This is a genomic window from Mesorhizobium sp. B1-1-5 (assembly GCF_006443065.1).
In the GTDB taxonomy this organism is placed as follows: Bacteria; Pseudomonadota; Alphaproteobacteria; order Rhizobiales; family Rhizobiaceae; genus Mesorhizobium.
Window position 1 is genome coordinate 29,984 of record NZ_VFWS01000022.1, and the last position, 20,520, is coordinate 50,503.

Genomic DNA, 20,520 nt, shown 5'->3' on the forward strand with positions numbered 1-20,520 from the left:
AGCCTATCTCGCCAGCGTGAGATCGACGAAGCCGTCAACGAACAGCGACAGCAAGGTGCCGACGGCGAAATAGAAGATGATCATTCCGCCGGCGATGACGAAGGGCAGCGAGATGAAATAGACCGGGATCTGCGGTGTCAGCTTGTTGACGAAGCCGATCGTCAGATTGACCAGGATGGCATAGGCGACAAACGGGCTGCCGAGGCGGATGACCAGGAAGAAGGCATCCGACACCGTGTCGGTGACGTCGACCAGTGCCGCCTGCGGATTGAAGAAGACGTTGACCGGAGCGACCGTGTAGGAGGCGACGAGCGCCTTGACGATCTCGTGGTCGAAGTCGAAGACGAAGAGCAGAAGCAGCGCCGAGAACGAGATGATGGCGGCAAGCGCCGCCTGCGGTTCCGGCTCCTCGATCGCCGGTCCGCCCGAGCCGCCATAGCCGATCAGCATGGCGATGGCCGAACCCATAAAGCGCAGCGCCTCCATGTAGAGCCTGGTCATGGCGCCGATCAGGCCGCCGACCAGGAGCTCGGAGACGATCATCGGCGCCAGGACCTGCGGGCGGGGATCGACGAACGGGTAGATGCGGTCCCACAGGAAAGCGAGCAAGCCGCCGGTGGCGGCGAGCGAAACGAACAGCCGGATCTGCAGCGGCACGCGGGCGCTGGACAGGCCGGGCATCAGCATGAAGCAGGCGCCGATACGGCAGAAGGCGAGGAAGGCGGCGATGACGACGCCTTGCGAGAGCGCGTTCACGAGATTGTTCCGAGCACCTTGATCTCGACGCCCTTGGCGATCTCGACATGGCTGAGAACGGGAAGCGTCGTGAACAGCCGCTCGATGATCATGCGCACATAGGGACGGGCGTCGGGCGCGGTGACGAGGACAAAACGCTCGCCGGCCTCGAGATGCTTGCGGATCGCCTTGGTGGCGTCCTGGCCGAATTCCTCGAGCTGGCGCGGATCGATGTCGAACTCGCGCACCTCGCCCTTGGCATCGCGCTTGAGGCTCTGGTGGAAGGCGAGGTCCCAGCGGTTGCCGAGGCGCAGCACCTTGAGCGTGCCGCCTTCGGAGAGGTCGCCGCAGATCTGCTGCGCCATGCGGATGCGCACGTGCTCGACGATCTGCTCGGTGCGGCGCACATGCGGCGCGATCTCGGCGATCGCCTCGATGATCAAATGCAGGTTGCGGATCGAGACGCGCTCGGCGAGCAGCAGCTTCAGCACCGCCTGCAGCCCTGGATAGGAGATGTGCGAGGTGCATATCTCGTCGGCGAGCTTGCGGTATTCCGGGTCGAGCCGCTCCAAGAGCGCCTTCATGTCCTTGTAGGACAGAAGCTGCGGCAGGTTGTTGCGGATAACCTCGGAGAGATGCGTGAGCAGCACCGACATATTGTCGGCGAAGGTGAAGTTCTCGCGTCTCAGATCCTCGGCGAAGGTTTCGAGCACCGAATAGGCGCGCATGCCGAAGGCCGGCTCGCGGATTTCCTCGCCGGGGATTTCCGGCACGCCGCGCGTGCCGAGCAGCACCATGATCTCGCCGACGCGCATCTGGTATTCGGCGACCACCGTGCCGTGCACCTTGATCTGATAGCTCTTCGGCGGGATGGCGAAGTCGTCGGCGACGCGCACCTCCGGCACCACGAAGCCATATTGCTGGGCGAATTTCTTGCGCATCTTCGACATGCGGAACACCAGTTCCTGGTGCGCCACCATCAGCCTGGTCGAAAGCTGCTTGCCGATCAGAAGCTCGATCTCGGCGGTGACCAGCGAGGCCTTGACCGAGTTCTTCTCCTCCTCGACCTTGTTCGCCTTTTCCTGCGTCTTCAGGGCTTCGGCGGCGGCGCGCTCGCGGCTCAGGCGCAGCGGGATGATGTAGCCGAGGCCGGCCATGCCGCCGGCAAGCGCGAAGAAGGGGAACAGGGGCAGGCCGGGCATCAGGCCGAGGATGACCAGCAGCGAGGCCGCGACGTAGAGCGCGCGCGGATGCGCGCCGAGCTGGCCGAACACTGCCTGGTTGGTAGAGCCGCGCGTGCCGCCCTTGGAGACGAGCATGCCCGCGGCGAGCGAGACGATGAGCGCCGGGATCTGGGTGACGAGGCCGTCGCCGACCGACAGCTTGATGAAGACGTCGGCCGCCTGGCCAAGGCCCATGCCGTGGCGTAGATAGCCGATGGCGATGCCGCCAACGATATTGATGGCGGTGATGATCAGGCCGGCGATGGCGTCGCCGCGCACGAATTTCGAGGCGCCGTCCATCGAGCCGAAGAAGGAGCTCTCCTCCTCCAGCTCGCGGCGGCGCAGCTGCGCGGTCTTCTCATCGATCATGCCGGCGGAAAGGTCGGCGTCGATCGACATCTGCTTGCCGGGAATGGCGTCGAGCGTGAAACGTGCGCCGACCTCGGCGATACGGGTCGCGCCCTTGGTGATGACGATGAAGTTCACCACGATCAGGATCATGAAGACGATGAGGCCGATGACGAAGTCGCTCGACATCACCAGCTTCGAGAAGCCCGAGATGACATAGCCGGCGGCATGCGTGCCTTCATTGCCGTGCGACAGGATCATGCGCGTGGTCGCGATGTTGAGCGATAGCCTGAGCATGGTGGCGATGAGCAGCACGGTCGGGAAGGACGAGAAGTCGAGCGGCCGCTGGATCCACAGCGCCACCATCAGGATCAGCACCGAAAGCGCGATCGAGAAGGCGAGGCCGATATCGATGAGGAAGGCCGGGATCGGCAGGAACAGCACCGCCAGGATGAAGACGATGCCGAGCGCGAAGAAGATGTCGCGGCCGTTCTTGACCGCCAGGCCGGACGGTAGTGTTTCGCTGATCGCCATGTCGTCCTCAAATCCAGGGCCGCCACGCACAGGGCAGGCCATTGACCGTAACCCTCCAAGCTTGCGCGAAAGTGGGAGAGCGGCTACGGCGCTTTTAGCCAGTTATCGGAGGGGAAATCGCATGCTCCTGATCATCGGCACGGTCCGCTTGCCGTCCGACAGGCTCGACCAGGCAAAGCCGGCGATGCAACGCATGATCCTGGCGAGCCGCGCCGAGCCGGGCTGCCTCGACTATTCCTACTCGCAGGATGTGCTGGATGCCGGGCTCATCCATGTCTCGGAGGCCTGGATCGACCGCGCCGCGCTCGAGGCGCATTTCAAATCGGCGCATATCGCCGAATGGCGCGCGAGCTGGGCCGAGCTTGGCATCGGCGACCGCAAGCTCACGCTTTTCCAGACGGACGGCGGCGCGCCGACCTGATCGTCCGAGGTATCTACAGCTGTGCCGCCTCAGCGGTCGCGACGGCGACCAGCCAGCGCCGGACGGCGCGTTCCTCCTCGGCGGAGAGGCCGGCGGTCAGCTCGCCCTCCAATTTATAAACCCGCTCGCGGCATTTCTTCAGCAAGGCGCGGCCGCTGTCCGAGAGGTCGAGATGCTGGATGCGGCCGTGGACGGCATGCGGCCGGCGGACAAGCGAGCCGGCCTTTTCCAGATTGCCGACGATCACGCTCACCGTCTGCGGCGTCAGCACCGCGAGCCGGGCCAGATCGGCATTGGACAGGTCGGGATAGGCCGAGATCATGGTGAGGGCCGCGAACTGCGCCTGCGTCACGCCGAATTCATCAAGAGCCCTTTCCACCTTCAGACGATAGGCGCCGGCCGCCTGGCGCAGCAGATAGCCCAGATAGCCTTGCTCGCCGCGCTTGCCTTCACCGGCGGACGGAATGGATGGGTTCCCCTTGCGCATGATGTCAGTGCTCTTATATGTTGTTCGTACTCTGATATTATAGCAGCAAGGAGCGAGAGACGATGGGCCATCGCATTTTTCTTGCGGGCGCCTCGGGCGCTATCGGTCGCCGGCTGGTGCCGCAATTGGTGGCGGCAGGTCATCAGGTGACGGCGACGACGCGTCAGGAGGCAAAAGCCGAAAACCTTCGGGCGCTTGGCGCCGATCCGGTGGTGGTCGATGTGTTTGATGCAAACGCTCTGCGCGCCGCGGTCGTGGCGGCGAAGCCTGAGATCGTCATCCACCAGCTCACAGACCTGCCGGCCGGGCTCGATCCCTCCAAGATGGCTGAAGCAACTGTACGCAACGCTCGCATTCGCGACGAGGGAACCCGCAATCTCGTCGAGGCGGCGAAGGCGGCCGGTGCCAACCGGCTGATCGCGCAAAGCATCGCCTGGGTCTATGCACCGGGCGCAGAGCCGCATGCCGAGACAGATCCGCTGGACAGCGATGCGGTAGGCGGCCGCGCCGTGAGCGTCGGCGGCGTCATTGCGCTGGAGAAGCATGTGCTCGGCGCCTCGCCGATCACCGGCATCGTGCTGCGCTACGGCCATCTCTATGGACCGGGTACCGGTGCGGACAGCGCCGCGGAGCCGGCCGTCCATGTCGACGCCGCCGCTTACGCCGCGCTGCTTGCCGTCGAGCGGGGAGCGCAGGGCGCCTTCAATGTCGCGGAGCCGAACCGCCATATCGCGACCGACAAGGCCGTCGGCGAGCTCGGCTGGCGCGCTGGCTTTCGCCTGGCCGAATGAAGGAGTTGCCGTCGTGACCTTAGCTTCCCGAGACTGCTCGGCACCGCGCGCTGAACATTCCGGTACCTGACTAAGTCTATCTCCTTGGTCGCGGCGACAAGTCTTTCGTAACGCTAATTGGCGCAACGCCAAAATGGCGCCACATGCGGTCGGCATTGCGATTGCCACGCAAAGCCGCCGCGCGTATCAGGCACGGCAGTTGTTTATCTTATCGCACACCGGCGAGCCGCTTCGTTGCCTGCCAGAAACGACCCACAAGTTTACGCCCGCCGGCTTCGCGCGGTGCTGATCAGCTCGATCCCCGTGCTCGAGGCGCGCGGCATCGTGATCGTGCTGATGGCCGGCATGGTCGGCATCATCGCCGGCGCGCTGGTCACCGGCATGAGCGCCTTGGTGCAAGGCATGCATTACCTGCTGTTCGACGTGCAGCCGGGCGGCAGGCTTTCGGCGATGTTCTCGCTCGCCGATCCGGTGCAGGCGATGTTTCCGGCGATCGGCGGCCTGCTGCTCGGCCTTTCCGTCATCTGGCTCAGAAAGCGCAAGTTCCGCACACCTGTCGACCCGATCGAAGCCAACGCCCTCTATGGCGGGCGCATGTCGCTCACCGACACTTTCATCATCGTAGCGCAGACGATGATCTCAAGCGGCTTCGGCGCCTCGGTCGGGTTGGAAGCCGGCTATACGCAGATCGGCTCCGGCGTAGCTTCCCGACTTGCCCGCGCTTTCCGGCTGCGCCGCAACGATGTCCGCATGCTGGTCGGCTGCGGCGCGGCCGGCGCGATCGCCGCCGCCTTCGACGCGCCGCTGACCGGCGCCTTCTACGGTTTCGAGCTGGTCATCGGCATCTACTCCGTCGCCAATGTGGCGCCGGTGATGGCGGCGGCGATAGCCGCTTCGCTGACGGCGGAAATGTTCGGCGGCGTGCCGTTCCCGCTGGAACTCTCAGGTCTGCCGAATCTGACCGCCGGCGAGTATGTGCCGTTCCTGCTGCTGGGGTTGCTCGGCGGGGCTGCCTCGATCGCGATCATGCATCTGGTGAGCATCGTCGAGCGGCTCTTTGTGCGATTGTCGATCGACGTGTCGGTCAGGCCGTTCATCGGCGGCATCTTAGTCGGCTTGCTCGGGCTGGTCACGCCGCAGGTACTCTCCAGCGGCCATGGCGCGCTGCACCGCGAATTCGCCATGAATTATGCCCTTCCCGTGGTGGCGAGCGTCTTCGTGATGAAGCTGGCGGCCTCCGCCATCTCGCTCGGCTCGGGCTTCCGCGGCGGCCTGTTCTTCGCTTCGCTGTTCCTGGGGGCCTTGCTCGGCAAGGTCTTTGCCGGCGTCATGGCGCTGACCGCGCCGTCGGCTGGCATCGACCCGGCGGTCGCCGCCGTCGTCGGCATGACCTCGCTTGCGGTGGGCGTCGTCGGCGGTCCGCTGACCATGACATTCCTGGCGCTGGAATCCACCCGCGACCTGACGCTCACCGGCGTGGTGCTGGCGGCCTCGATCATGTCGGCGATCCTGGTGCGCGAGACCTTCGGCTACTCCTTCTCGACCTGGCGTTTCCACCTGCGCGGCGAGACGATCCGCAGCGCGCATGACGTCGGCTGGATGCGCAGCCTCACCGTTGGCTCGATGATGCGCAAGGACGTCCGCACCATCCCTGCCTCGACCACGCTCTCCGAATTCCGCAAGGAGGTGCCGCTCGGCTCCGGACAGCGCGTCATCGCCGTCGAGCAGGCCGACCAATATGTCGGCATGCTGCTGGTGCCGGAACTGCACAGCGATCGCTCCGATGGCGAAACGCCGGTGAGCACGCTCGCCCAGTTCAAGGACGCGGTGCTGGTGCCGTCGATGAATGTCCAGACCGCCGCCGAGACCTTCCAGCGCACCGGGGCCGAAGAACTGGCGGTGGTCGAGGATTTCGACGAGCGCATCGTGCTCGGCCTGCTCACCGAAAGCCATCTGATGCGCCGCTATGCCGAAGAGCTCGACAAGGCGCGGCGGGATCTTTCCGGCGAGGGCTAGTCGGCTGATCCTTGATCCTTCGGCGCATGTCGTTTGCCTGAAGCACGCTTCGGACGACGTGCCGTCAGTGATCGATCGGCCCCTTCGGCGAGACAAGCGTCGTGCCCGCTGTGGTCGGACGCTCGATCATGCGGCGCACGCGCGGCGGGTTGTCGCCGCTGTGCAGCGCGCGGATGCGTTCGCCGACCACGGCGTCGGCGTGGGTGGCGCGTCGGTTGTGGCGGATATACTCGACCCAGGTCGGCGTGTGGTAGTGCTCGATCCACACCGCCGGATTTTCGAGGTCGCGGGCCAAAGTCCAGTTGCGGGCGCCGTCACGGCGGCGGATGCGGCCGCGCTCGGCCATGGTCGCCAGGAATTCCGGTACGTCCTCCTCGCGGATGATGTACTCGATCATGATGGCGATCGGGCCGCTGCGCGGCTTGAGATCGAGCGCCAGCATCGGCTCCTTGAAGCGGTTGAGCGGATCGAGGTTGAGCACCGTCTGCCGCGGCAGCGGCAGGACGAAGCCGATGGCGCCGCCGGCGAGCATCGCGACCGCCGCAGCGGTCAGCGCGGTCTCCGCGCCATGCGCGTCGGCGACGACGCCCCAGATCCAGCTGCCCAGCGCGATGCCGCCGAAGGTCGCCGTCTGGTAGATCGACAGCACGCGGCCGACCACCCAGCGCGGCGTCGACATCTGCACCGTGACGTTGAAATGCGAGAGCGCGATCACCCAGCAGGCGCCGCCGATGAGCAGGCCCGCCGATGTCTGCCAGGCATTGTGGCTGACGGCGGCGTTGAAGGCGCATAGCGCGAAGCCGCTAAAGGCCATGCGCACCATCGTCTCGCTGGACAGCAGCTGCCTGAGCCGCACGCTGATCAGCGCGCCGCCGACCGCGCCGATGCCGAAGGCGCCGAGCATGATGCCGTAGGTCAGCGCGTCGCCCTTGACGACGTCGCGCGCCACCAGGGGAAGGAGCGCCAGCACCGCGCCGGCGCTGAAGCCGAAGGCCGAGCCGCGGACCAGCACCTTGGCGATGTTGGGCGACATGGCGACATAGCGCAGACCGGCGCCCATTGCCGCGCCAAGCGACTCGCGCGGCAGGGTTTGCTCGGGCAGTGCCGGCTTCCAGCGGGCGAGCACGATGATCAGACCGACATAGCTGACGGCGTTGGCGGCGAAGGCGGCCGCCGCACCCGCGGCAGCGACGATGACGCCGCCTATGGCCGGGCCGACGCTGCGGGTGATGTTGAAGCCCAGCGAATTGAGCGCGACCGCCGCCGGCACCTTGGCGCGCGGCACCATGTCGCCGACCGATGCCTGCCATGACGGGCTGTTCAACGCCGTGCCGCTGTCGATCAGGAAGGTGAAGGCAAGCAGCGTCCACGGCGTCATCCAGCCTTGCCAGGTGAACAAGGTCAGCAGCGCCGAGACGACCAGCATGAAGGTCTGCGCCACCAGCATCACCTTGCGGCGGTTGAAGCTGTCCGCGATGGCGCCGGCAACGAGCGCGAACAGCATGATCGGCAAGGTGGTCGAGGCCTGGACCAGCGCCACCTGGTAGGGCGAGGTGGCGATCGTGGTCATCATCCAGGCGGCGCCGACGCCCTGGATCAGGCCGCCGAAATTCGACACCAGGCTGGCCGACCAGACGGCGCGAAAGATGCCGTGCCGGAACGGCGCCAGCGCGGAGACGCGTTCGCTTTCCGGCTCGTCGTCGATCATGGTTGCGCCTTCGTCCGCTATAGAGGCTCGCCGCGCCCGCGGAGGCGGGCGACTCGCCAAAGAGTGCGACCCAACAACAGGATGGCAAAGGCGAAAATGCGTCGGCGAAGCTTTAAGCCAAGCATCTCGGCCGTCTGGACCAACTTTGGGTTATTTCGCGCCTCTCTCCTCGGCATGCAGGGCCTCGGTCAACGCGCCTGTTGTCTCGCCATTCATGTAAAGCCTGAGCAGCATTTCCATGCCGACGAGACGCAGGCGCGACGTTTCCTGACCCCTTGCCATGTCGATCAGGCCACCCGACCCCCGCTGCCTAGCGTCAGAAGCCGTGCTCGATGCGCTCGAAGATGACGTTGGTGAAGGCCGAGATCTGGCCGCCGATGAAGGGGCCGGTCAGCGCCACCACGAGCATGATGGCGACGATCTTCGGCACGAAGGTCAGCGTGATTTCCTGAATCTGGGTCAGCGCCTGGATGAGCGCGATGCCGATGCCGACGACCATCGCCACCAGCACCACGGGAGCGGAAGCGGTAAGAACCGTCCACACGGCGTACTGGACGATATCGAGGGCATCGGCCTCGTTCATGGCTGACCCTTATGCGAACCGGCTAAAGCTGGTCGCGTGAAGAAGGTTTCACGCGACCTGTTTTAGGTTTTGACTTAAGCATGTCTTTGCCCCGAAACCGGACCCACTTTCGGGAGACCTGCTTATGCGGCCGGCTTGATCGACATGCCCGCGCCGACGGGAACCTGGGTGCCATCCTGCAGCACGGCGATCAGGCCGCTGCTGGAGAGCGTCACCGAAGCCACCGTTCCGGTTGTCTTGCCGTCGGCCGAGGTGATCGAGCGGCCGATCAGCGCGTCGGCCTGCGACAATGCCGAGGACTGCATGATCTGGTCGAGCTTGGTGTTGGTCTGCACCGACTGCTCGACCTGGGAGAAGGTGGCGAGCTGCGCGACATACTGCGTGGAATCCATCGGCTTGGTCGGATCCTGGTTCTTCATCTCGGCGATCAAGAGTTTCAGGAACGACTGGTAGTCGACCGCCGTCTTCGAAGTCTGCTGGCTGGCCTGGTTGGCGCCAACCGGGATCGTTGTCGTCATGTCCACGGCCATCTTATGCTCCTACAGCCAGTGCGCGCGGCGTTTGGGGAATGTCGTCATTGTCTTCGAGCACCCTGCGCTCGAGCGGATAGAGCGCGCGGATCGCTTTCAGCGCCTCGTAGATTTCATCCTCGCCGACCATCCGGTCGATCTGCTTCAGGCCCTTGCAGATGTCCTGGTTGTCGAAGCTTGCGATCAGCATCGGCAGCGAGCGGCGGAACATCTCGCGCGCCTCGGGGGCGCCGAGCGGGTTGATCAGCATGATCTGCACGATGAAATAAAGCTGCCTGAGCGGCGTCGAGGCCTGATCGGCCTGGATGACGTGGCTTTCGAGCAGGAACTGCACGTCGTTCATCAGCTCGATGGTGACCTTGCGGTCGACGCGGATGACCGCGCCGTTGATATAGATCTTCTCGTTGGGCTTTAGCGAGATCTTCAGCGTGTTGGTCATTGGATGCCGTCTCGGATGATCTGGGAGACCTCGATCAGTCCTTCGAAATTGTTGGTGCGGCCCTGGCGGATGTCTTCCGTCTCGCGCAGCAGCCATAGGCCGATCGAGATCAGGTTGGCGCGCAACTCCTTGGGCAGGGCGTTGTCGCTGGAGCCGAGATCCTCGACGAAAGTGGTCCAGATGCGGTTGGTGAAATGCAGCGCCTCGACGGCTTCCATCGACTCGGTGCCAACGGCTGCCGCCGCGGCCAGCATGTCGATCGAACGGGTGAGCAGTTGCCGCTCCCGGTCCTTGGCGTCGGCGACGGAGTCGGTCTGGATGTCGGCGTAGGAGAATTGATACATCGTCGGCGCTCTGGCGTTCCGGTTTACGTGTTCAAGTCAGATAGTTCAGCAGGCTGAGCTGCTGCAGACGCGCGGTCAAGGCGAAGGAGGTCTCGATATGCTGTGTCAGGTCGGCGACCCGGGTAGCGGCTTCCGCGGGATCGACGCCTTCGAGATCGACGATATGCTTCTCGAACAGGTCGACCTGGGTTTTCATGCGGTCGCTGGCGTCGGATACGCGCTGCTGGGCAAGGCCCGTTTCGGCCCGCACCTGGGTAACGCCGCCGATGGCTTCGCCGACCAGCGCCTGCGCGCGGCTGACGACCGCGTTCTGGGCGGCCTCGCTGATACTGCCGGTAAGCAGGCTGCTGACCATGGCGGACGCCATGGCGAGCTTGCGGATACCCTGTTCGTTGGCGCTGACCGAGGTCTGGGTGGTTTCGTTGAGCGAGATGCGGCTGGTGATCCGCTCATCGGTGGCGCTCGACCAGTTGGCCTGCCAGCCGGCGCCCAGGAATTGCGGCTCGACCTTGGTGGTGATGAAGTCGTCCATCTGCGCGCCGGTGATGTTGGCCGCCGCCGGGTCGGTCTGGGCAAAGCCGAAATAGCTTGAAAAGGCGGCATCGAAGGCGGCTTTGGCCGGCGAGCCCGTGGCGTTGAAGTCGTCGATCGGCTTGACGTCGGTGTTGGTGCCGGCAAACAGATATTCGCCGTTGACGCTGGTGTTGAGGATACCCGTCATCTGTTGCAGCGCCGAGGCGCCGGCGGTTCGCAGGATGCTGGTCGAGGAGTCGCCCGACACGCCGCTGGTCAGCGCCGACAGGAAGCTCTGCGCGGCACCGGCGATCTGGCCGAGCGAATCCTGGGTCGATGTCAGGCGCGCGGTGACGAGCGCGTTGGAATCGACGATGCCGTTCAGCCGGTCGAGGTCGCGCTGGAAGGTGACGGCCTGGGTCGTGCGCCCGCCCAGCGCCAGACCGACATCCGCGACCTTGCCGGTCGTGGATTCCGTCGTCGCCTTCACAAGGTCGGCCTGCATTTTCGCTTGCTGGTAACGCAGGGCGTTGGAGATGGCGGCTGAGGAAACGGCTGTCGCTTTCATGAATTATCCTACCGCGTTCATCAGGGCGTCCAGCATGTCGCTCACGGTCTTCATCATATGCGCCGAGGCTTGATAGGTGTGCTCGAGATCGAGAAGCAGGGACATCTCCTGGTCGACATTGACCCCGGTATCGTTGGACAGCGCCTCGGCCGTTCGCGCTGCCAGCGCCTGCTTGCTGTCGGCATTGGTCGAGGCCTGCTGGCGCACGCCTTCGAACCAGCCGATGGCATTGGCCGCGTAGTCGGAGACGCCGGAGCTGACGGCGATGCCGGCCGAGGCATCGAAGGCCATCGGCTGATCGAGCTTGTTGCCGTAGCTGATCAGAAGGTCCGAATAGGATGCGCCGCCGGTGTTGACGACATAGGCCACGCCGTTGGCGCCGCCGTCGCGCAACAGCGCGGGATTGCCGCCGGCGCTCGGATCGAAGGCGGCGTTGACGCCGATCGATCCGGCGAGGCCGTCGACCAGGGTGCCGGCGGCCGGGATTGCCGGCGCGCCGGACCATGTGAACAGGCCGGCCGCATCGGGCTGCGGTGGCGCGGTTTCGGCAAATGCGGTGACAAGGCCGCGCGCGATCTCGTCGAGCTGGCTCTGCATGGTCGAGGCGACGCCGTCGCGCAGCTTCAGCAGGCCCGCAAGCTTGCCGTCGGCGGTGGCGTTGTCGCCGGTGCCGGCCGAGACTGGCACGTTGTCGATGTAGATTGTGTTGCCGGGCGTGCCGGCCGAATAGCCGGCCGACGGCGCGAAGGTCACCGAGCGCGGCACGGTCTCGAACAGCGTCGTGCCGTCCTTGGTGGTGATGACCATGTCGTTGTCGCCGCGCGTGAAGGTCGATACCGGGACATATTCCGATATCTTTTTCAGGAGGGCGTCGCGCTGATCGAGTGCGTCGGACACGTCGGTGCCAGATCGCGTGCCGGAGATGACGGCCTTGTTGGCATCCTGGAACTGGCCGAGCAGGGAGTTGAGGTCGTCGACGGCGGTGGCGATCTGGCTGTCGGCCTGGGTACGGAAGTCCTGGATCGCCTTGGTGCCGCTGTTGAGGGAATTCACCACCTGCTTGGCGGCATCGACGACGCTGGTGCCGAGGGTCTGGTTCGATGGCGTCGTGGCGTAGAGCTGCAGCTGCTGCTGCAGCTTGGCGATGGCCGTCGAGGGGGACGACGCGTTGTCGACCCCGTTGACCGACAGTTCGAGCTGATCCATGCCGTTGTAGAGCGCGCTCTGGCCGCTCCATGCCGACAGCGCCGAAAGGTTCTGGCGGAACAGGAGCTCGTTCGCGGCGCGTTGGATTTCCACCGCCCGGGCGCCCGGCGCCGTGCTGGTCACCACGGCGATGCGGCGGGTATAGTCAGGGTTCGACGCGTCGGCCACATTGCGCGATACGACACTGGTCTGCTTGGACGTGGCCAGGAGCGCCGATTGGGCAATGCTTAGTGCGGAGGAAAGCGACATGCTGATCTTTCACGGGCGGCGCCCGTCGTTTATCTCTTCAGGTTGACGAGGACGTCCATCAGGTCCGAGCCGGTCTGGAAGACCTTGGAATTGGCGGTGTAGCTGCGCTGCGCCGCAATCATGTTGGTCAGTTCCTCGGCGATATCGACGTTGGAGTTTTCAAGTGCCCCGGAGACGATGGAGCCGAGCTTGCCCTCATTGGCAAAGCCGATGTGGACGGCGCCGGAGTCGGTGCTCTGCACATAGACGTTGCCGGGCATCGCGGTGAGGTTGTCGGGGCTCTGAACGTCGGCAAGCGGTATCTTGTAAAGCGCCTTGGTCGAGCCGTCCGCGAACTGAGCGTAGATGACGCCGTCCTGGCCGATCTGGACCTTCTGGATGGAGCTCGGGGCATTGCCGTTGACCTTGGCGTCGGCGACGGTGAAGCCGGTGCCGAGCTGGGTCAGCTTGGAGAGATCGAGGTTGAGGGTCTGGCCGCCCGGAACGGTGAAGGAGACGCCCGTGGTCGCGCCGGTGAGCTTGCCTGTCGTGGTGTCGAAGGTGAGGTTGGCCGACCCCAGCGCGCCGCCGGCATAGGGGAAGGAGGTGCCGGGGGTCGCCTTCGACTGATCGAAGACCGAGACTTCCCATGTTCCGGTGCCGGTGTTGGTGAAATAGACGTCGAGCAGCTTCTTGTTGCCGAGATTGTCATAGGCGACCAGCGAGGTTTTCGACGTGTATTCGGCGGTCGCGCTGTTGCTGGACGGCAGCGGGCCGGAGGGCGGCGTCGCGCCCGCGGGCAGGTTGCCAGAGAACAGGCCCTCGGTGCTCGGCGTCGCCGTCATTTGCTGATCGGAGATCTGCACCGGCACGAGGCCCTCGAAGCCGTTGGCGGTCGCTGCCGGATCGCCATTGGCGTAGTCGTAGGCCATGAGCTGGTAGCCCGCGGCATTGACCAGCCGGCCCTGCGCATCCGGGACGAAGGAACCGGCGCGGGTGAGGTAGGGCGTGCCGCCGGCATCCTGGACGACGAAGAAGCCGTCGCCGTTGACGGCAAGATCGGACACCGAGGTGGTGTAGGTCATGACGCCTTGCGTGCCGACGGCCGAGCGGATCGTGGTGGTCACGCCGCCGGAATTATAGGCGCCGCCGGTGCCGGGCATGATCAGTGACGAGAACTCGGCCGAAGAGCGCTTGTAGCCGGTGGTGTCGGAGTTGGCGATGTTGTCGGCCACCGCGGAGAGGCGGTTGGCCTGCGCGTTCATACCGGAAACGCCGGTCCGCATCATTCCGTAGAGGCTCATCGATACATCTCCGCATTGCCCGGGTAGGAGGCCATAAAATTATGCCTCGTGTCTTGCGCGAGGCTGGCGCGCGATGGGCCTAGACCGCGATGGCGCGTCGTTGAATCGCCATCACGCTCTGACTCTTTGTTGGAGCATGACCTTTGTCCGAAAACCGGTTCCCACTTTTCGGATTCATGCTCCAGGGCGGCCATCAAAACACCAGCCGGTAGCCGAGGAACCTCTTGGAATCGATCGGATCGTGACCGAGCTTCTCGCGCAGCTTCTTGCGCAGCTTCGAGATGTGACTCTCCACCACGTTCTCCTCGACCTCCTCGTCGAAGATGCCGTAGATGGCGTTGAAGACCTGGGTCTTGGTCACACGCCGGCCGCGGTTGCCGGCCAGATATTCCAGGATGCGCCGCTCGCGGCGCGGCAGCGGCAGCGGCTCGCCGTTGATCTCCGGATCGCGGCCGTCCATGAAGATCCGCATCGACCCGACCTCGGTATAGGCGGCCTCTTCGGAGCCGCGGCGGCGGATGGCGGTGATGCGGGCGAGAATCTCACGGATATGCACCGGCTTGCGGACGACATCGTCGACGCCGCTTTCGAACAGCCGCAGCGTGTGCTCGAGAGAGTGATGTTCGCTGAGCGCGATCACCGGCGCGCCGGTGCGGTCGCGGATCTGGCGCGGCGATATCGCGCCTTCGCGGCAGTCGCCGATGAGAAAGGCCCTGACGGATCTGAGATCGGTATCGGCGGCGGAACTCACCCACTCGCCGAATTCGCCTGGCGCAAAGCCGGCAGTGGCCACCCCCTCGCGGTCGAAAAGTGAAGAGTAGCCCTCTGTCACGAGCTCTCGCTCGTCAACGATCACGATCATCGGCCCGCCCTCCGAATCATTTCATTTGCCCCGTGCGGAAAGGGGTACCCGGCTCGATGAATCCTGAAAAACCATCATTTCTTGTAGCTATTTTCTTGGGAGTTTTTTTGGGAGCCGTAATAAAAGCGGTTGCGCTGGTGTATTCGCGCCAGCTGCTGACCGACGAATATCGGGGCCGGCGGATAGGCTGGCGAAGGTCGACCGGACCTCAAGCCAAACAACTATTGGTTGCAAAAAGTGCTGGCATTCGGCGTCCATTTGCCGAAGCCGGTGGCGACCATGTTGGCGATGACGCGGCAGACATAAACCTTCTGCGCCGGGTCGTTGTCGGAGCCGGCATGATAGCGGGCGACGGCCATCGACCAGGTCATGTGCCGGGCATGCAGGCTGACCAGGAAGCGCGCCGCGTAGTCGACATTGCGATGCGGATCGAGCATGTCCTCGACGCTGCGGAACTGCGCGCCGTGATAGCGATGGTTGATCTGCATGCAGCCGAGATCGATCAGCGTCTTGCCCTCGCGACGCGCGTTCTCGAATGCGGCGAGCGCTTCGCCGCGACTGCGAGGAAACACAGCTTTTCCTTCTATATTCAAGGCATTAGGCTGAAGGCTGCCCTTCTTTCCGGTCTCGGTCAGGCCGACGGCGTACAGGATTCCGGCGGGCACCCCGTAGCGATCGGCGGCGCGCAGGATCTCCGGCTCGCAGGGATTGGCTGCGGCGCTGGCCGCGCCGGCAGCGAAACTAGATATACATATCGTCGTCAGCACGCTCGCGAAGAGGCGAAGCGGCTCGACCGAATTCCTGTGCGCCATCGCCATTGTTCCTTCCCGGTTGCCGGCCGCCGCCCGCGCCGTTGCCGCCCGAGTTCCCAGGCTGGAACGAAGGCTGGTCGCGGCCTGTCGACATCGGCATGGCGCTGGTCGCGTCGGCGCGGCTGGCCGCATGCGCCGCTATCGAGGGTTGCAGGATGGTGACCTTGTCGACGTCGAAGCCGAGGCTGCGCATCGACTTGACGACGGCGTCGCTGTCGGCGGTGAGACGGCGGTATGCCTCGTGTGTCTCGGGCTTCATCTCAATCGAAAGTCGCTCGCCCGAGAGCCGCAGGCTGGCGACAACCGATCCGAGCTCCGAAGGGTGCAGCTCGATCTTCAGCACGTGTGTCGGAACGGCAACAGAATTGGTCGTCTGGGAGCCCGTCGAGGCGCTTGCAAAGGCTTGCTGGACGCCATTGTCGGAGGCAAGCCCTTCAACCAGCGCCGATGCCGTCTGGCCGATCGGGTTTTGCGCCGGCGCCGGGAAGCTCTGCTGGCTGACGACCTCCATGCGTCCGGCGGAAGCAGACGGCTTGCCCGGAGCCTGCTGCGCGGCCGACTGCGATTGCAGCGAAGCCTTGGATGCGGAAGCCGGCTGCCAGCCTTGCGGCGGCAACGGGGTGTCGGCCGCCGGCTCATCCCCTTGCACCGGCAAGGCATCGGCATCACGCCGGCCCGGCATATCGAGAGCCATTTGCGCCTTCACCGGCTTCTGCCCAAAATCGGGCCCGGAATCGTCCGCTGTCGTCGAACGGGTGGATCGCGACAGCGGCTCGGCGGAACTGCCGACCGCCGCGCGCTTGCCGGCGCGCAGCCGCAGTTCCAGCGATCCGTGGTCGCCGGCGGCTTCTTCACCGTCAGCGCCGCCCGCGCCCGACGATTGCGCGAAATGCTTCATGTCGCCTAGCGCTATCAGCAACGGCAAGCGGTCCTGCAGCGGTGTGGAATCGTCGGATTGCGCCGCGGTATCCTTATCCGTGGTCTGCTTCGCGGATAAGGATTGCCCGTTGGTCTTCGCGGACTTTCCCGTCGCCTTCTGCGCACCGGTTTTCCCCTGCGGGTCCTGGTCCGGCTCCTGCTTGCCGACATTGGTCGGCAAGCGCCTTGCCGGATGCGCGTCCGGCATCACCGGTCCGGTCGCGTGCTTGTCCTGTGGGCTCTCGGTCCCATGCACCATCTTGCCGAAATTCTGATCCCCATCCTTGCCGCCGGCAGTGTGCTGCCGGGGCTGGGACTGTGTCGAAGCAAAGCCCGGCAAGGTCTGGTTGACGCTGGTCATTTTGGGGCTGCTCCGAGGAGTTGGTCGATCTGGTCGAGCTGATGCCGCGTGCTGGTGACCGCCGCATCGATCGGGTCTTGTGCAATGGGCGTCGCCGGCGCGGATGCCTGTACCACCGGCGCGGCGCCGGTCGGAGCCGGAGCGGCCGCCGGGATTTCAGCCGATGCTTGCGCCGGCCGCGGGACAGGGGGCGGCGAAGCGGCGGGCGGCGCGTCTTTCGCCTGGTCGCTCGGCGCGACCGACGGATCGCTCACCGCGACCGGTGGCTGGTCGGGCATCGCTCCTTCCACGGGAGGCAAGTCCGCATTGGCCGGGTCGGCTGAGGCCTCGGTCGCGGATTTCCCTCCGTCGCCTCTTGCAACGATTGTCGGTGCGGCTTCGGCACTTGCGGGCGCTTTGACCGGCGCCATCACTTCGCCCGCCACGGCCTGCGCGGCGTCGAGCAGGTCGCGGTCGCTTTGCGAAAGCTTGCCGCGATCGATCTTGCCGAGCTTGGCGCGCACTTCATCGACACTGGCCGATGTCATGGTGGAAAGGCTCGAATAGAGCTGAGTGCGCGGGTCGTCCCGGTTGCCGTTGCCGTTGCGGCCCAGCTCGGCCTTCGCCGAGGCGAAAGCCGAGAGCTCCGTCATCCCGTCGATCGCGGCACGGCGCGCGATGCGAAGGTAGATCACTGTCTCGCGCTCGGGATCCATCATCGAGGTGATGTCGGCGATCTTGTCCTGGCTGATCGCCATGTGCAGCGTGATGACGCCGGAAACAAAGGCATCGGCGAACTGGCTGGCGTAAGGCGAATAGAGGTAGGACGCGACGTACTGGGTCGAAGCCAGCGCGAAACGGGCGGCATCGCCCCGCGCGGCCGCGATACCCACGGAGCGGCGAAGCGCTGCCTCCTCGACCAGCGTGCCGGGGCTGAGCAGGCGCGCCTCGTCGAGCAGGTTCAGCGCTGCCGCAGGGTCATCCGTCGCAAGCAGCGAGCCCTTGACCAGCGCCAGGAAGGCGCCGAGGTCGGCGGGTACGCCCATCGGATCGATCGGCTTCAGCATTTCGATCGCCTCGGCCGGCCGGCCGCTCAGATAGGCGACGACGCCTTTGGCGATGGCCAGGCTTTGCGCGTCGGTTGCCGCGCGCGAAGCCGCCGCCGCGACCGTCACCGGGTTGCCGCCGCTCATGCCGTAGACGAGCAAAGCGCGGAAGTTCTTCGGCTCCTTGAAATCCTCGGCATCGGCATTGCGCATCCGGGCGTCGATCATTTCGAGGAGTTTTGCCTGCATCGGCAGCGCAGCATGATCGCCGCCGGCAATGCGATCCTGGATCAGCTGCAGCGAACGCACCAGCTGATAGGGTTGCAGGGCGTCCTGAGCGAAGGCCGCCGATGACGGCCCGGCGACGAACAGCGCCAGCGCCAGCGCCATCCCAGGAAAAGCGTGAGGCGGTCTTCCGTTTGGAATTGCGCCAAGGCAAGGAGGTGGAGCGGCTCGCCGTTTCTCTGAACGGGCGAAGCGCTCCATCGCATGGCCGATGACGGTCCTGGCTCTCATCCGCCGGCCGCCATCAGGATTTCGATGCGCCGGTTCGCGGCAGCCATCGGATCGGAGGCGATCTTTGGCTGCCGGTCGGCGAAGCCCGCGACCTCGGTGATGCGGCTTTCGTCGACGCCCCCGCGCACCAGCATGTAGTAGGCCGAATGGGCGCGCGCGGTGGACAGCCGCCAGTTGTCGTAAGTGTCGCTGCGAAACGGCCGCGCGTCCGTGTGGCCGCTGATGGTGATGGTGCCCTTCTTCTCGTTGACGATGCGGCCGATCTTTTCCATCGCCAGCACCAGCTCGCGGCGCGGCATGGCCGAGCCGATCTCGAACATGCCGAAATCGAGCTGGTCGGTGATCGAAATGACGACGCCCTTGTCGGTGGCCTCGACCGAGACGCCGTCGGCGAGCTTTTCACCCGGCAGGAATGCCTTGGCGAGTTCCTTCTTGATATCCGCCGCTTCCTGAAGAGCGGCTTTGCTCGGCGCCTTGTCGCCTTTGTCGGCGGCTTGCTCGGGTTCAGTCTTTTCCGCCTTCGCGGTTTCGGCCTTGGTGTCGACCGTTGCAGCCTCGCGCTTGTCGACTTCAGCTTTCCCGCCTTGGGCTTTCTCGGTCTTGTCTGCTTCGCCCGACAGCGTCTCGGCCCCGGCTTGCGCGGCCTTTGGCCCGCTCTTGGCGTCGGTCTTTCGCGGGGTTGCCAGCGGCTCCAGCGGCGCGGCCGCCAGCGCAGGAGCGGCCGGAACGGCCGGAACGACCTTCACCTTCGGCACCGCGATCGTGGCGACCTTCTCGCCGGGCTTGATCGGGTCGCCTTCGATCCTGGCGCGTTCGGCGGTGGCCTCGGCGCCAGGCGCCGCCACTTGCTGCGACCAGAAATCCGGCGCGAACGGATCGCGATAGGATTCGCCGCCGGATGCGCCGGTTGCCGGACCGGCCGCCTGGGCACCGCCTTCGCCCTTGGCGCTGACGTTCTGCATCACGCCTGTGTCGGCGGCGATCTCCGCCAGCACCGCGTAGGGATCGGCGAACAGCTTTTCGTCGGAGAGCTGGGCATCCTGCGCCCCGTCCTTGGTCTGGCGGCGTTCGGAGGAACCGGCGCCGCCCTTGCCGTCATCGCCCGCCTTGGTCGCGCCCTGCTGCGGGTTGTCCGCGGTCAATCCGACCTTGCTCGGGCCGTCGCCCAAATCTTCCAGGCCCTTGCGGCTGGAGTTGCGATCGATCAGCTCGACCGGATTGAAATAGCTGGCGACGGCTGCCTTGGTCTGCTCGTTGGCGGCGTTGATCAGCCACATGACGAGGAAGAAGCACATCATCGCCGTCATGAAGTCGGCGAAGGCGATCTTCCACACGCCACCATGGTGACCCTCGTCATGACCGTCGTGATTGCGCTTGACGATGATGATCTCGTGCCGGGTGTCGGCATGATCGACGGCGCTCATGACAGGACCTCCGACAAGGACGCCGACCACTCGGCGATACGCGTCTCGAACACGGTCTCGTCGATGGTGACGGTCAGGTCGAAGCCCGGCGCCTCGCTGAAGTCGAGATTGGCGGCGCGGGATCCGAGCGCCGCCTGCAGCGGCTCGAACAGTGACAGCGGTCCGCGGACAGCGATGCGCACGGCCTCGCCGTCGGCGACCGCCGCACTGATGGCGCGGGAAAGGGCGGCGAGCGAACGCTCCTGCAGGTCGTCGCTGAGAAGGCCGCCGACGATACGGGCGACGGTTGCGCCGGCAAGCTCGGCAACGCGCTGCTCCATGGCCTCGATGCGCGTGGCGACAGCGGTGCCGAGATCGCCGCCGAAGCTTTCAAGGAATGTTTGCGCGGCCTGGTCGCTGGCCTGGCGCTCGGCGTCGAGCGCTGCCTGATGGGCGAGCGCGAGGCGCGCCGCGAGCGCTGCCTCCGCGTCGGCCACGGCCTCGGCGATCAGCGCGCCGATGTCGGCCTGCGGCTCGGGCGCGGCCGGCAGATGCTCGGCGTCGCGCGCGGTCGGCGCCTGATTGGCGCGCGGCGTGCGCGAGCCAAAGTCGGGCAGGAGATCGAAGAGGGCTGCCGAGACCATG

Annotated in this window: 21 protein-coding genes; 3 read left to right on the top strand and 18 right to left on the bottom strand. The window is 65.4% G+C overall.

What is annotated here, in order from left to right:
- Window positions 1-3: 3 nt before the first annotated feature.
- Complete coding sequence (gene fliR, locus FJ980_RS10615; protein ID WP_140542845.1) at window positions 4-756, bottom strand: flagellar biosynthetic protein FliR; 753 nt, start codon at window positions 754-756, stop codon at window positions 4-6.
- A complete protein-coding gene (gene flhA, locus FJ980_RS10620; RefSeq protein ID WP_095766356.1) occupies window positions 753-2,840 on the bottom strand; it encodes a flagellar biosynthesis protein FlhA in 2,088 nt (695 codons plus the stop codon). Before flhA ends, fliR begins: the two co-directional genes overlap by 4 nt.
- 121 nt (window positions 2,841-2,961) lie before the next feature.
- Here flhA and FJ980_RS10625 point away from each other — a divergent pair, with 121 nt between their 5' ends.
- Entirely contained in the window at window positions 2,962-3,261 is a 300-nt protein-coding gene (locus FJ980_RS10625; protein ID WP_140542846.1) for a putative quinol monooxygenase, read from the top strand.
- A gap of 13 nt (window positions 3,262-3,274) precedes the next feature.
- On the opposite strand, the gene FJ980_RS10630 is transcribed toward FJ980_RS10625, so the two are convergent.
- Window positions 3,275-3,748 (bottom strand): MarR family transcriptional regulator, encoded by a 474-nt coding sequence (locus FJ980_RS10630; RefSeq protein WP_140542847.1) that lies wholly within the window; start codon window positions 3,746-3,748, stop codon window positions 3,275-3,277.
- Between the two features lie 62 nt (window positions 3,749-3,810).
- Between FJ980_RS10630 and FJ980_RS10635 the strand changes: the two genes are divergently transcribed.
- Together FJ980_RS10635 and FJ980_RS10640 are read left to right on the top strand one after the other, a co-directional pair.
- Window positions 3,811-4,539, top strand: coding sequence for an NAD(P)-dependent oxidoreductase (locus FJ980_RS10635; RefSeq protein ID WP_140542848.1), 729 nt, complete (start codon window positions 3,811-3,813; stop codon window positions 4,537-4,539).
- A 234-nt stretch (window positions 4,540-4,773) separates the two neighbouring features.
- Window positions 4,774-6,555 carry a chloride channel protein gene (locus tag FJ980_RS10640; protein ID WP_140542849.1) on the top strand — a complete coding sequence of 594 codons (1,782 nt, stop codon included), beginning with the start codon at window positions 4,774-4,776 and terminating at the stop codon, window positions 6,553-6,555.
- 64 nt (window positions 6,556-6,619) lie between these two features.
- On the opposite strand, the gene FJ980_RS10645 is transcribed toward FJ980_RS10640, so the two are convergent.
- The 15 genes from FJ980_RS10645 to FJ980_RS10710 all read right to left on the bottom strand — a co-directional run bounded on the left by FJ980_RS10645 (window position 6,620) and on the right by FJ980_RS10710 (window position 20,519).
- Window positions 6,620-8,263, bottom strand: coding sequence for an MFS transporter (locus tag FJ980_RS10645; RefSeq protein WP_140542850.1), 1,644 nt, complete (start codon window positions 8,261-8,263; stop codon window positions 6,620-6,622).
- Between the two features lie 150 nt (window positions 8,264-8,413).
- The gene (locus tag FJ980_RS35820) at window positions 8,414-8,545 is read right to left on the bottom strand and encodes a hypothetical protein (RefSeq protein WP_281406328.1); all 132 of its coding nucleotides are present in this window, start codon (window positions 8,543-8,545) and stop codon (window positions 8,414-8,416) included.
- Between the two features lie 34 nt (window positions 8,546-8,579).
- Window positions 8,580-8,846: a flagellar biosynthesis protein FliQ gene (gene fliQ, locus FJ980_RS10650; RefSeq protein WP_095766361.1), complete on the bottom strand. Its 267-nt coding sequence runs from the start codon at window positions 8,844-8,846 to the stop codon at window positions 8,580-8,582.
- Window positions 8,847-8,968: 122 nt separating this feature from the next.
- The gene (gene flgD, locus FJ980_RS10655; RefSeq protein ID WP_140542851.1) at window positions 8,969-9,376 is read right to left on the bottom strand and encodes a flagellar hook assembly protein FlgD; all 408 of its coding nucleotides are present in this window, start codon (window positions 9,374-9,376) and stop codon (window positions 8,969-8,971) included.
- Window position 9,377: 1 nt separating this feature from the next.
- Window positions 9,378-9,815, bottom strand: a complete 438-nt coding sequence (flbT, locus tag FJ980_RS10660; RefSeq protein ID WP_140542852.1) for a flagellar biosynthesis repressor FlbT — start codon at window positions 9,813-9,815, stop codon at window positions 9,378-9,380.
- Entirely contained in the window at window positions 9,812-10,159 is a 348-nt protein-coding gene (gene flaF / locus FJ980_RS10665) for a flagellar biosynthesis regulator FlaF (RefSeq protein WP_040989989.1), read from the bottom strand. The genes flbT and flaF overlap by 4 nt, the downstream gene beginning before the upstream one ends.
- A gap of 31 nt (window positions 10,160-10,190) precedes the next feature.
- Window positions 10,191-11,240: a flagellar hook-associated family protein gene (locus FJ980_RS10670; protein ID WP_140542853.1), complete on the bottom strand. Its 1,050-nt coding sequence runs from the start codon at window positions 11,238-11,240 to the stop codon at window positions 10,191-10,193.
- 3 nt (window positions 11,241-11,243) lie between these two features.
- Window positions 11,244-12,695 (bottom strand): flagellar hook-associated protein FlgK, encoded by a 1,452-nt coding sequence (gene flgK / locus FJ980_RS10675; protein ID WP_140542854.1) that lies wholly within the window; start codon window positions 12,693-12,695, stop codon window positions 11,244-11,246.
- A gap of 29 nt (window positions 12,696-12,724) precedes the next feature.
- Window positions 12,725-13,978 carry a flagellar hook protein FlgE gene (locus tag FJ980_RS10680; RefSeq protein ID WP_140542855.1) on the bottom strand — a complete coding sequence of 418 codons (1,254 nt, stop codon included), beginning with the start codon at window positions 13,976-13,978 and terminating at the stop codon, window positions 12,725-12,727.
- 193 nt (window positions 13,979-14,171) lie between these two features.
- A complete protein-coding gene (locus FJ980_RS10685) occupies window positions 14,172-14,840 on the bottom strand; it encodes a response regulator transcription factor (protein WP_095766367.1) in 669 nt (222 codons plus the stop codon).
- A 221-nt stretch (window positions 14,841-15,061) separates the two neighbouring features.
- Window positions 15,062-15,652, bottom strand: coding sequence for a transglycosylase SLT domain-containing protein (locus FJ980_RS10690; protein ID WP_140542856.1), 591 nt, complete (start codon window positions 15,650-15,652; stop codon window positions 15,062-15,064).
- Window positions 15,582-16,931 carry a flagellar hook-length control protein FliK gene (locus FJ980_RS10695; RefSeq protein ID WP_140542857.1) on the bottom strand — a complete coding sequence of 450 codons (1,350 nt, stop codon included), beginning with the start codon at window positions 16,929-16,931 and terminating at the stop codon, window positions 15,582-15,584. Before FJ980_RS10695 ends, FJ980_RS10690 begins: the two co-directional genes overlap by 71 nt.
- Window positions 16,928-18,346, bottom strand: a complete 1,419-nt coding sequence (locus FJ980_RS10700) for a chemotaxis protein MotC (protein ID WP_140542858.1) — start codon at window positions 18,344-18,346, stop codon at window positions 16,928-16,930. Before FJ980_RS10700 ends, FJ980_RS10695 begins: the two co-directional genes overlap by 4 nt.
- A gap of 122 nt (window positions 18,347-18,468) precedes the next feature.
- A complete protein-coding gene (locus FJ980_RS10705) occupies window positions 18,469-19,896 on the bottom strand; it encodes a MotB family protein (protein WP_140542859.1) in 1,428 nt (475 codons plus the stop codon).
- Window positions 19,893-20,519 carry a hypothetical protein gene (locus FJ980_RS10710; RefSeq protein ID WP_140542860.1) on the bottom strand — a complete coding sequence of 209 codons (627 nt, stop codon included), beginning with the start codon at window positions 20,517-20,519 and terminating at the stop codon, window positions 19,893-19,895. Before FJ980_RS10710 ends, FJ980_RS10705 begins: the two co-directional genes overlap by 4 nt.
- Window position 20,520 lies beyond the last annotated feature (1 nt).

Excerpts from the sequence above, each read along its gene's own strand:
- fliQ (WP_095766361.1), bottom strand. The coding sequence starts at position 8,846 with ATGAACGAGGCCGATGCCCTCGATATCGTCCAGTACGCCGTGTGGACG.
- FJ980_RS10645 (WP_140542850.1), bottom strand. The coding sequence starts at position 8,263 with ATGATCGACGACGAGCCGGAAAGCGAACGCGTCTCCGCGCTGGCGCCG.
- FJ980_RS10710 (WP_140542860.1), bottom strand. The coding sequence starts at position 20,519 with ATGGTCTCGGCAGCCCTCTTCGATCTCCTGCCCGACTTTGGCTCGCGC.
- FJ980_RS10685 (WP_095766367.1), bottom strand. The coding sequence starts at position 14,840 with ATGATCGTGATCGTTGACGAGCGAGAGCTCGTGACAGAGGGCTACTCT.
- FJ980_RS35820 (WP_281406328.1), bottom strand. The coding sequence starts at position 8,545 with ATGGCAAGGGGTCAGGAAACGTCGCGCCTGCGTCTCGTCGGCATGGAA.
- flgK (WP_140542854.1), bottom strand. The coding sequence starts at position 12,695 with ATGTCGCTTTCCTCCGCACTAAGCATTGCCCAATCGGCGCTCCTGGCC.
- FJ980_RS10695 (WP_140542857.1), bottom strand. The coding sequence starts at position 16,931 with ATGACCAGCGTCAACCAGACCTTGCCGGGCTTTGCTTCGACACAGTCC.
- FJ980_RS10635 (WP_140542848.1), top strand. The coding sequence starts at position 3,811 with ATGGGCCATCGCATTTTTCTTGCGGGCGCCTCGGGCGCTATCGGTCGC.
- flhA (WP_095766356.1), bottom strand. The coding sequence starts at position 2,840 with ATGGCGATCAGCGAAACACTACCGTCCGGCCTGGCGGTCAAGAACGGC.
- FJ980_RS10690 (WP_140542856.1), bottom strand. The coding sequence starts at position 15,652 with ATGGCGCACAGGAATTCGGTCGAGCCGCTTCGCCTCTTCGCGAGCGTG.
- FJ980_RS10625 (WP_140542846.1), top strand. The coding sequence starts at position 2,962 with ATGCTCCTGATCATCGGCACGGTCCGCTTGCCGTCCGACAGGCTCGAC.
- flgD (WP_140542851.1), bottom strand. The coding sequence starts at position 9,376 with ATGGCCGTGGACATGACGACAACGATCCCGGTTGGCGCCAACCAGGCC.
- FJ980_RS10705 (WP_140542859.1), bottom strand. The coding sequence starts at position 19,896 with ATGAGCGCCGTCGATCATGCCGACACCCGGCACGAGATCATCATCGTC.
- FJ980_RS10680 (WP_140542855.1), bottom strand. The coding sequence starts at position 13,978 with ATGAGCCTCTACGGAATGATGCGGACCGGCGTTTCCGGTATGAACGCG.
- FJ980_RS10630 (WP_140542847.1), bottom strand. The coding sequence starts at position 3,748 with ATGCGCAAGGGGAACCCATCCATTCCGTCCGCCGGTGAAGGCAAGCGC.
- FJ980_RS10700 (WP_140542858.1), bottom strand. The coding sequence starts at position 18,346 with ATGGCGCTGGCGCTGGCGCTGTTCGTCGCCGGGCCGTCATCGGCGGCC.
- flaF (WP_040989989.1), bottom strand. The coding sequence starts at position 10,159 with ATGTATCAATTCTCCTACGCCGACATCCAGACCGACTCCGTCGCCGAC.
- FJ980_RS10670 (WP_140542853.1), bottom strand. The coding sequence starts at position 11,240 with ATGAAAGCGACAGCCGTTTCCTCAGCCGCCATCTCCAACGCCCTGCGT.
- flbT (WP_140542852.1), bottom strand. The coding sequence starts at position 9,815 with ATGACCAACACGCTGAAGATCTCGCTAAAGCCCAACGAGAAGATCTAT.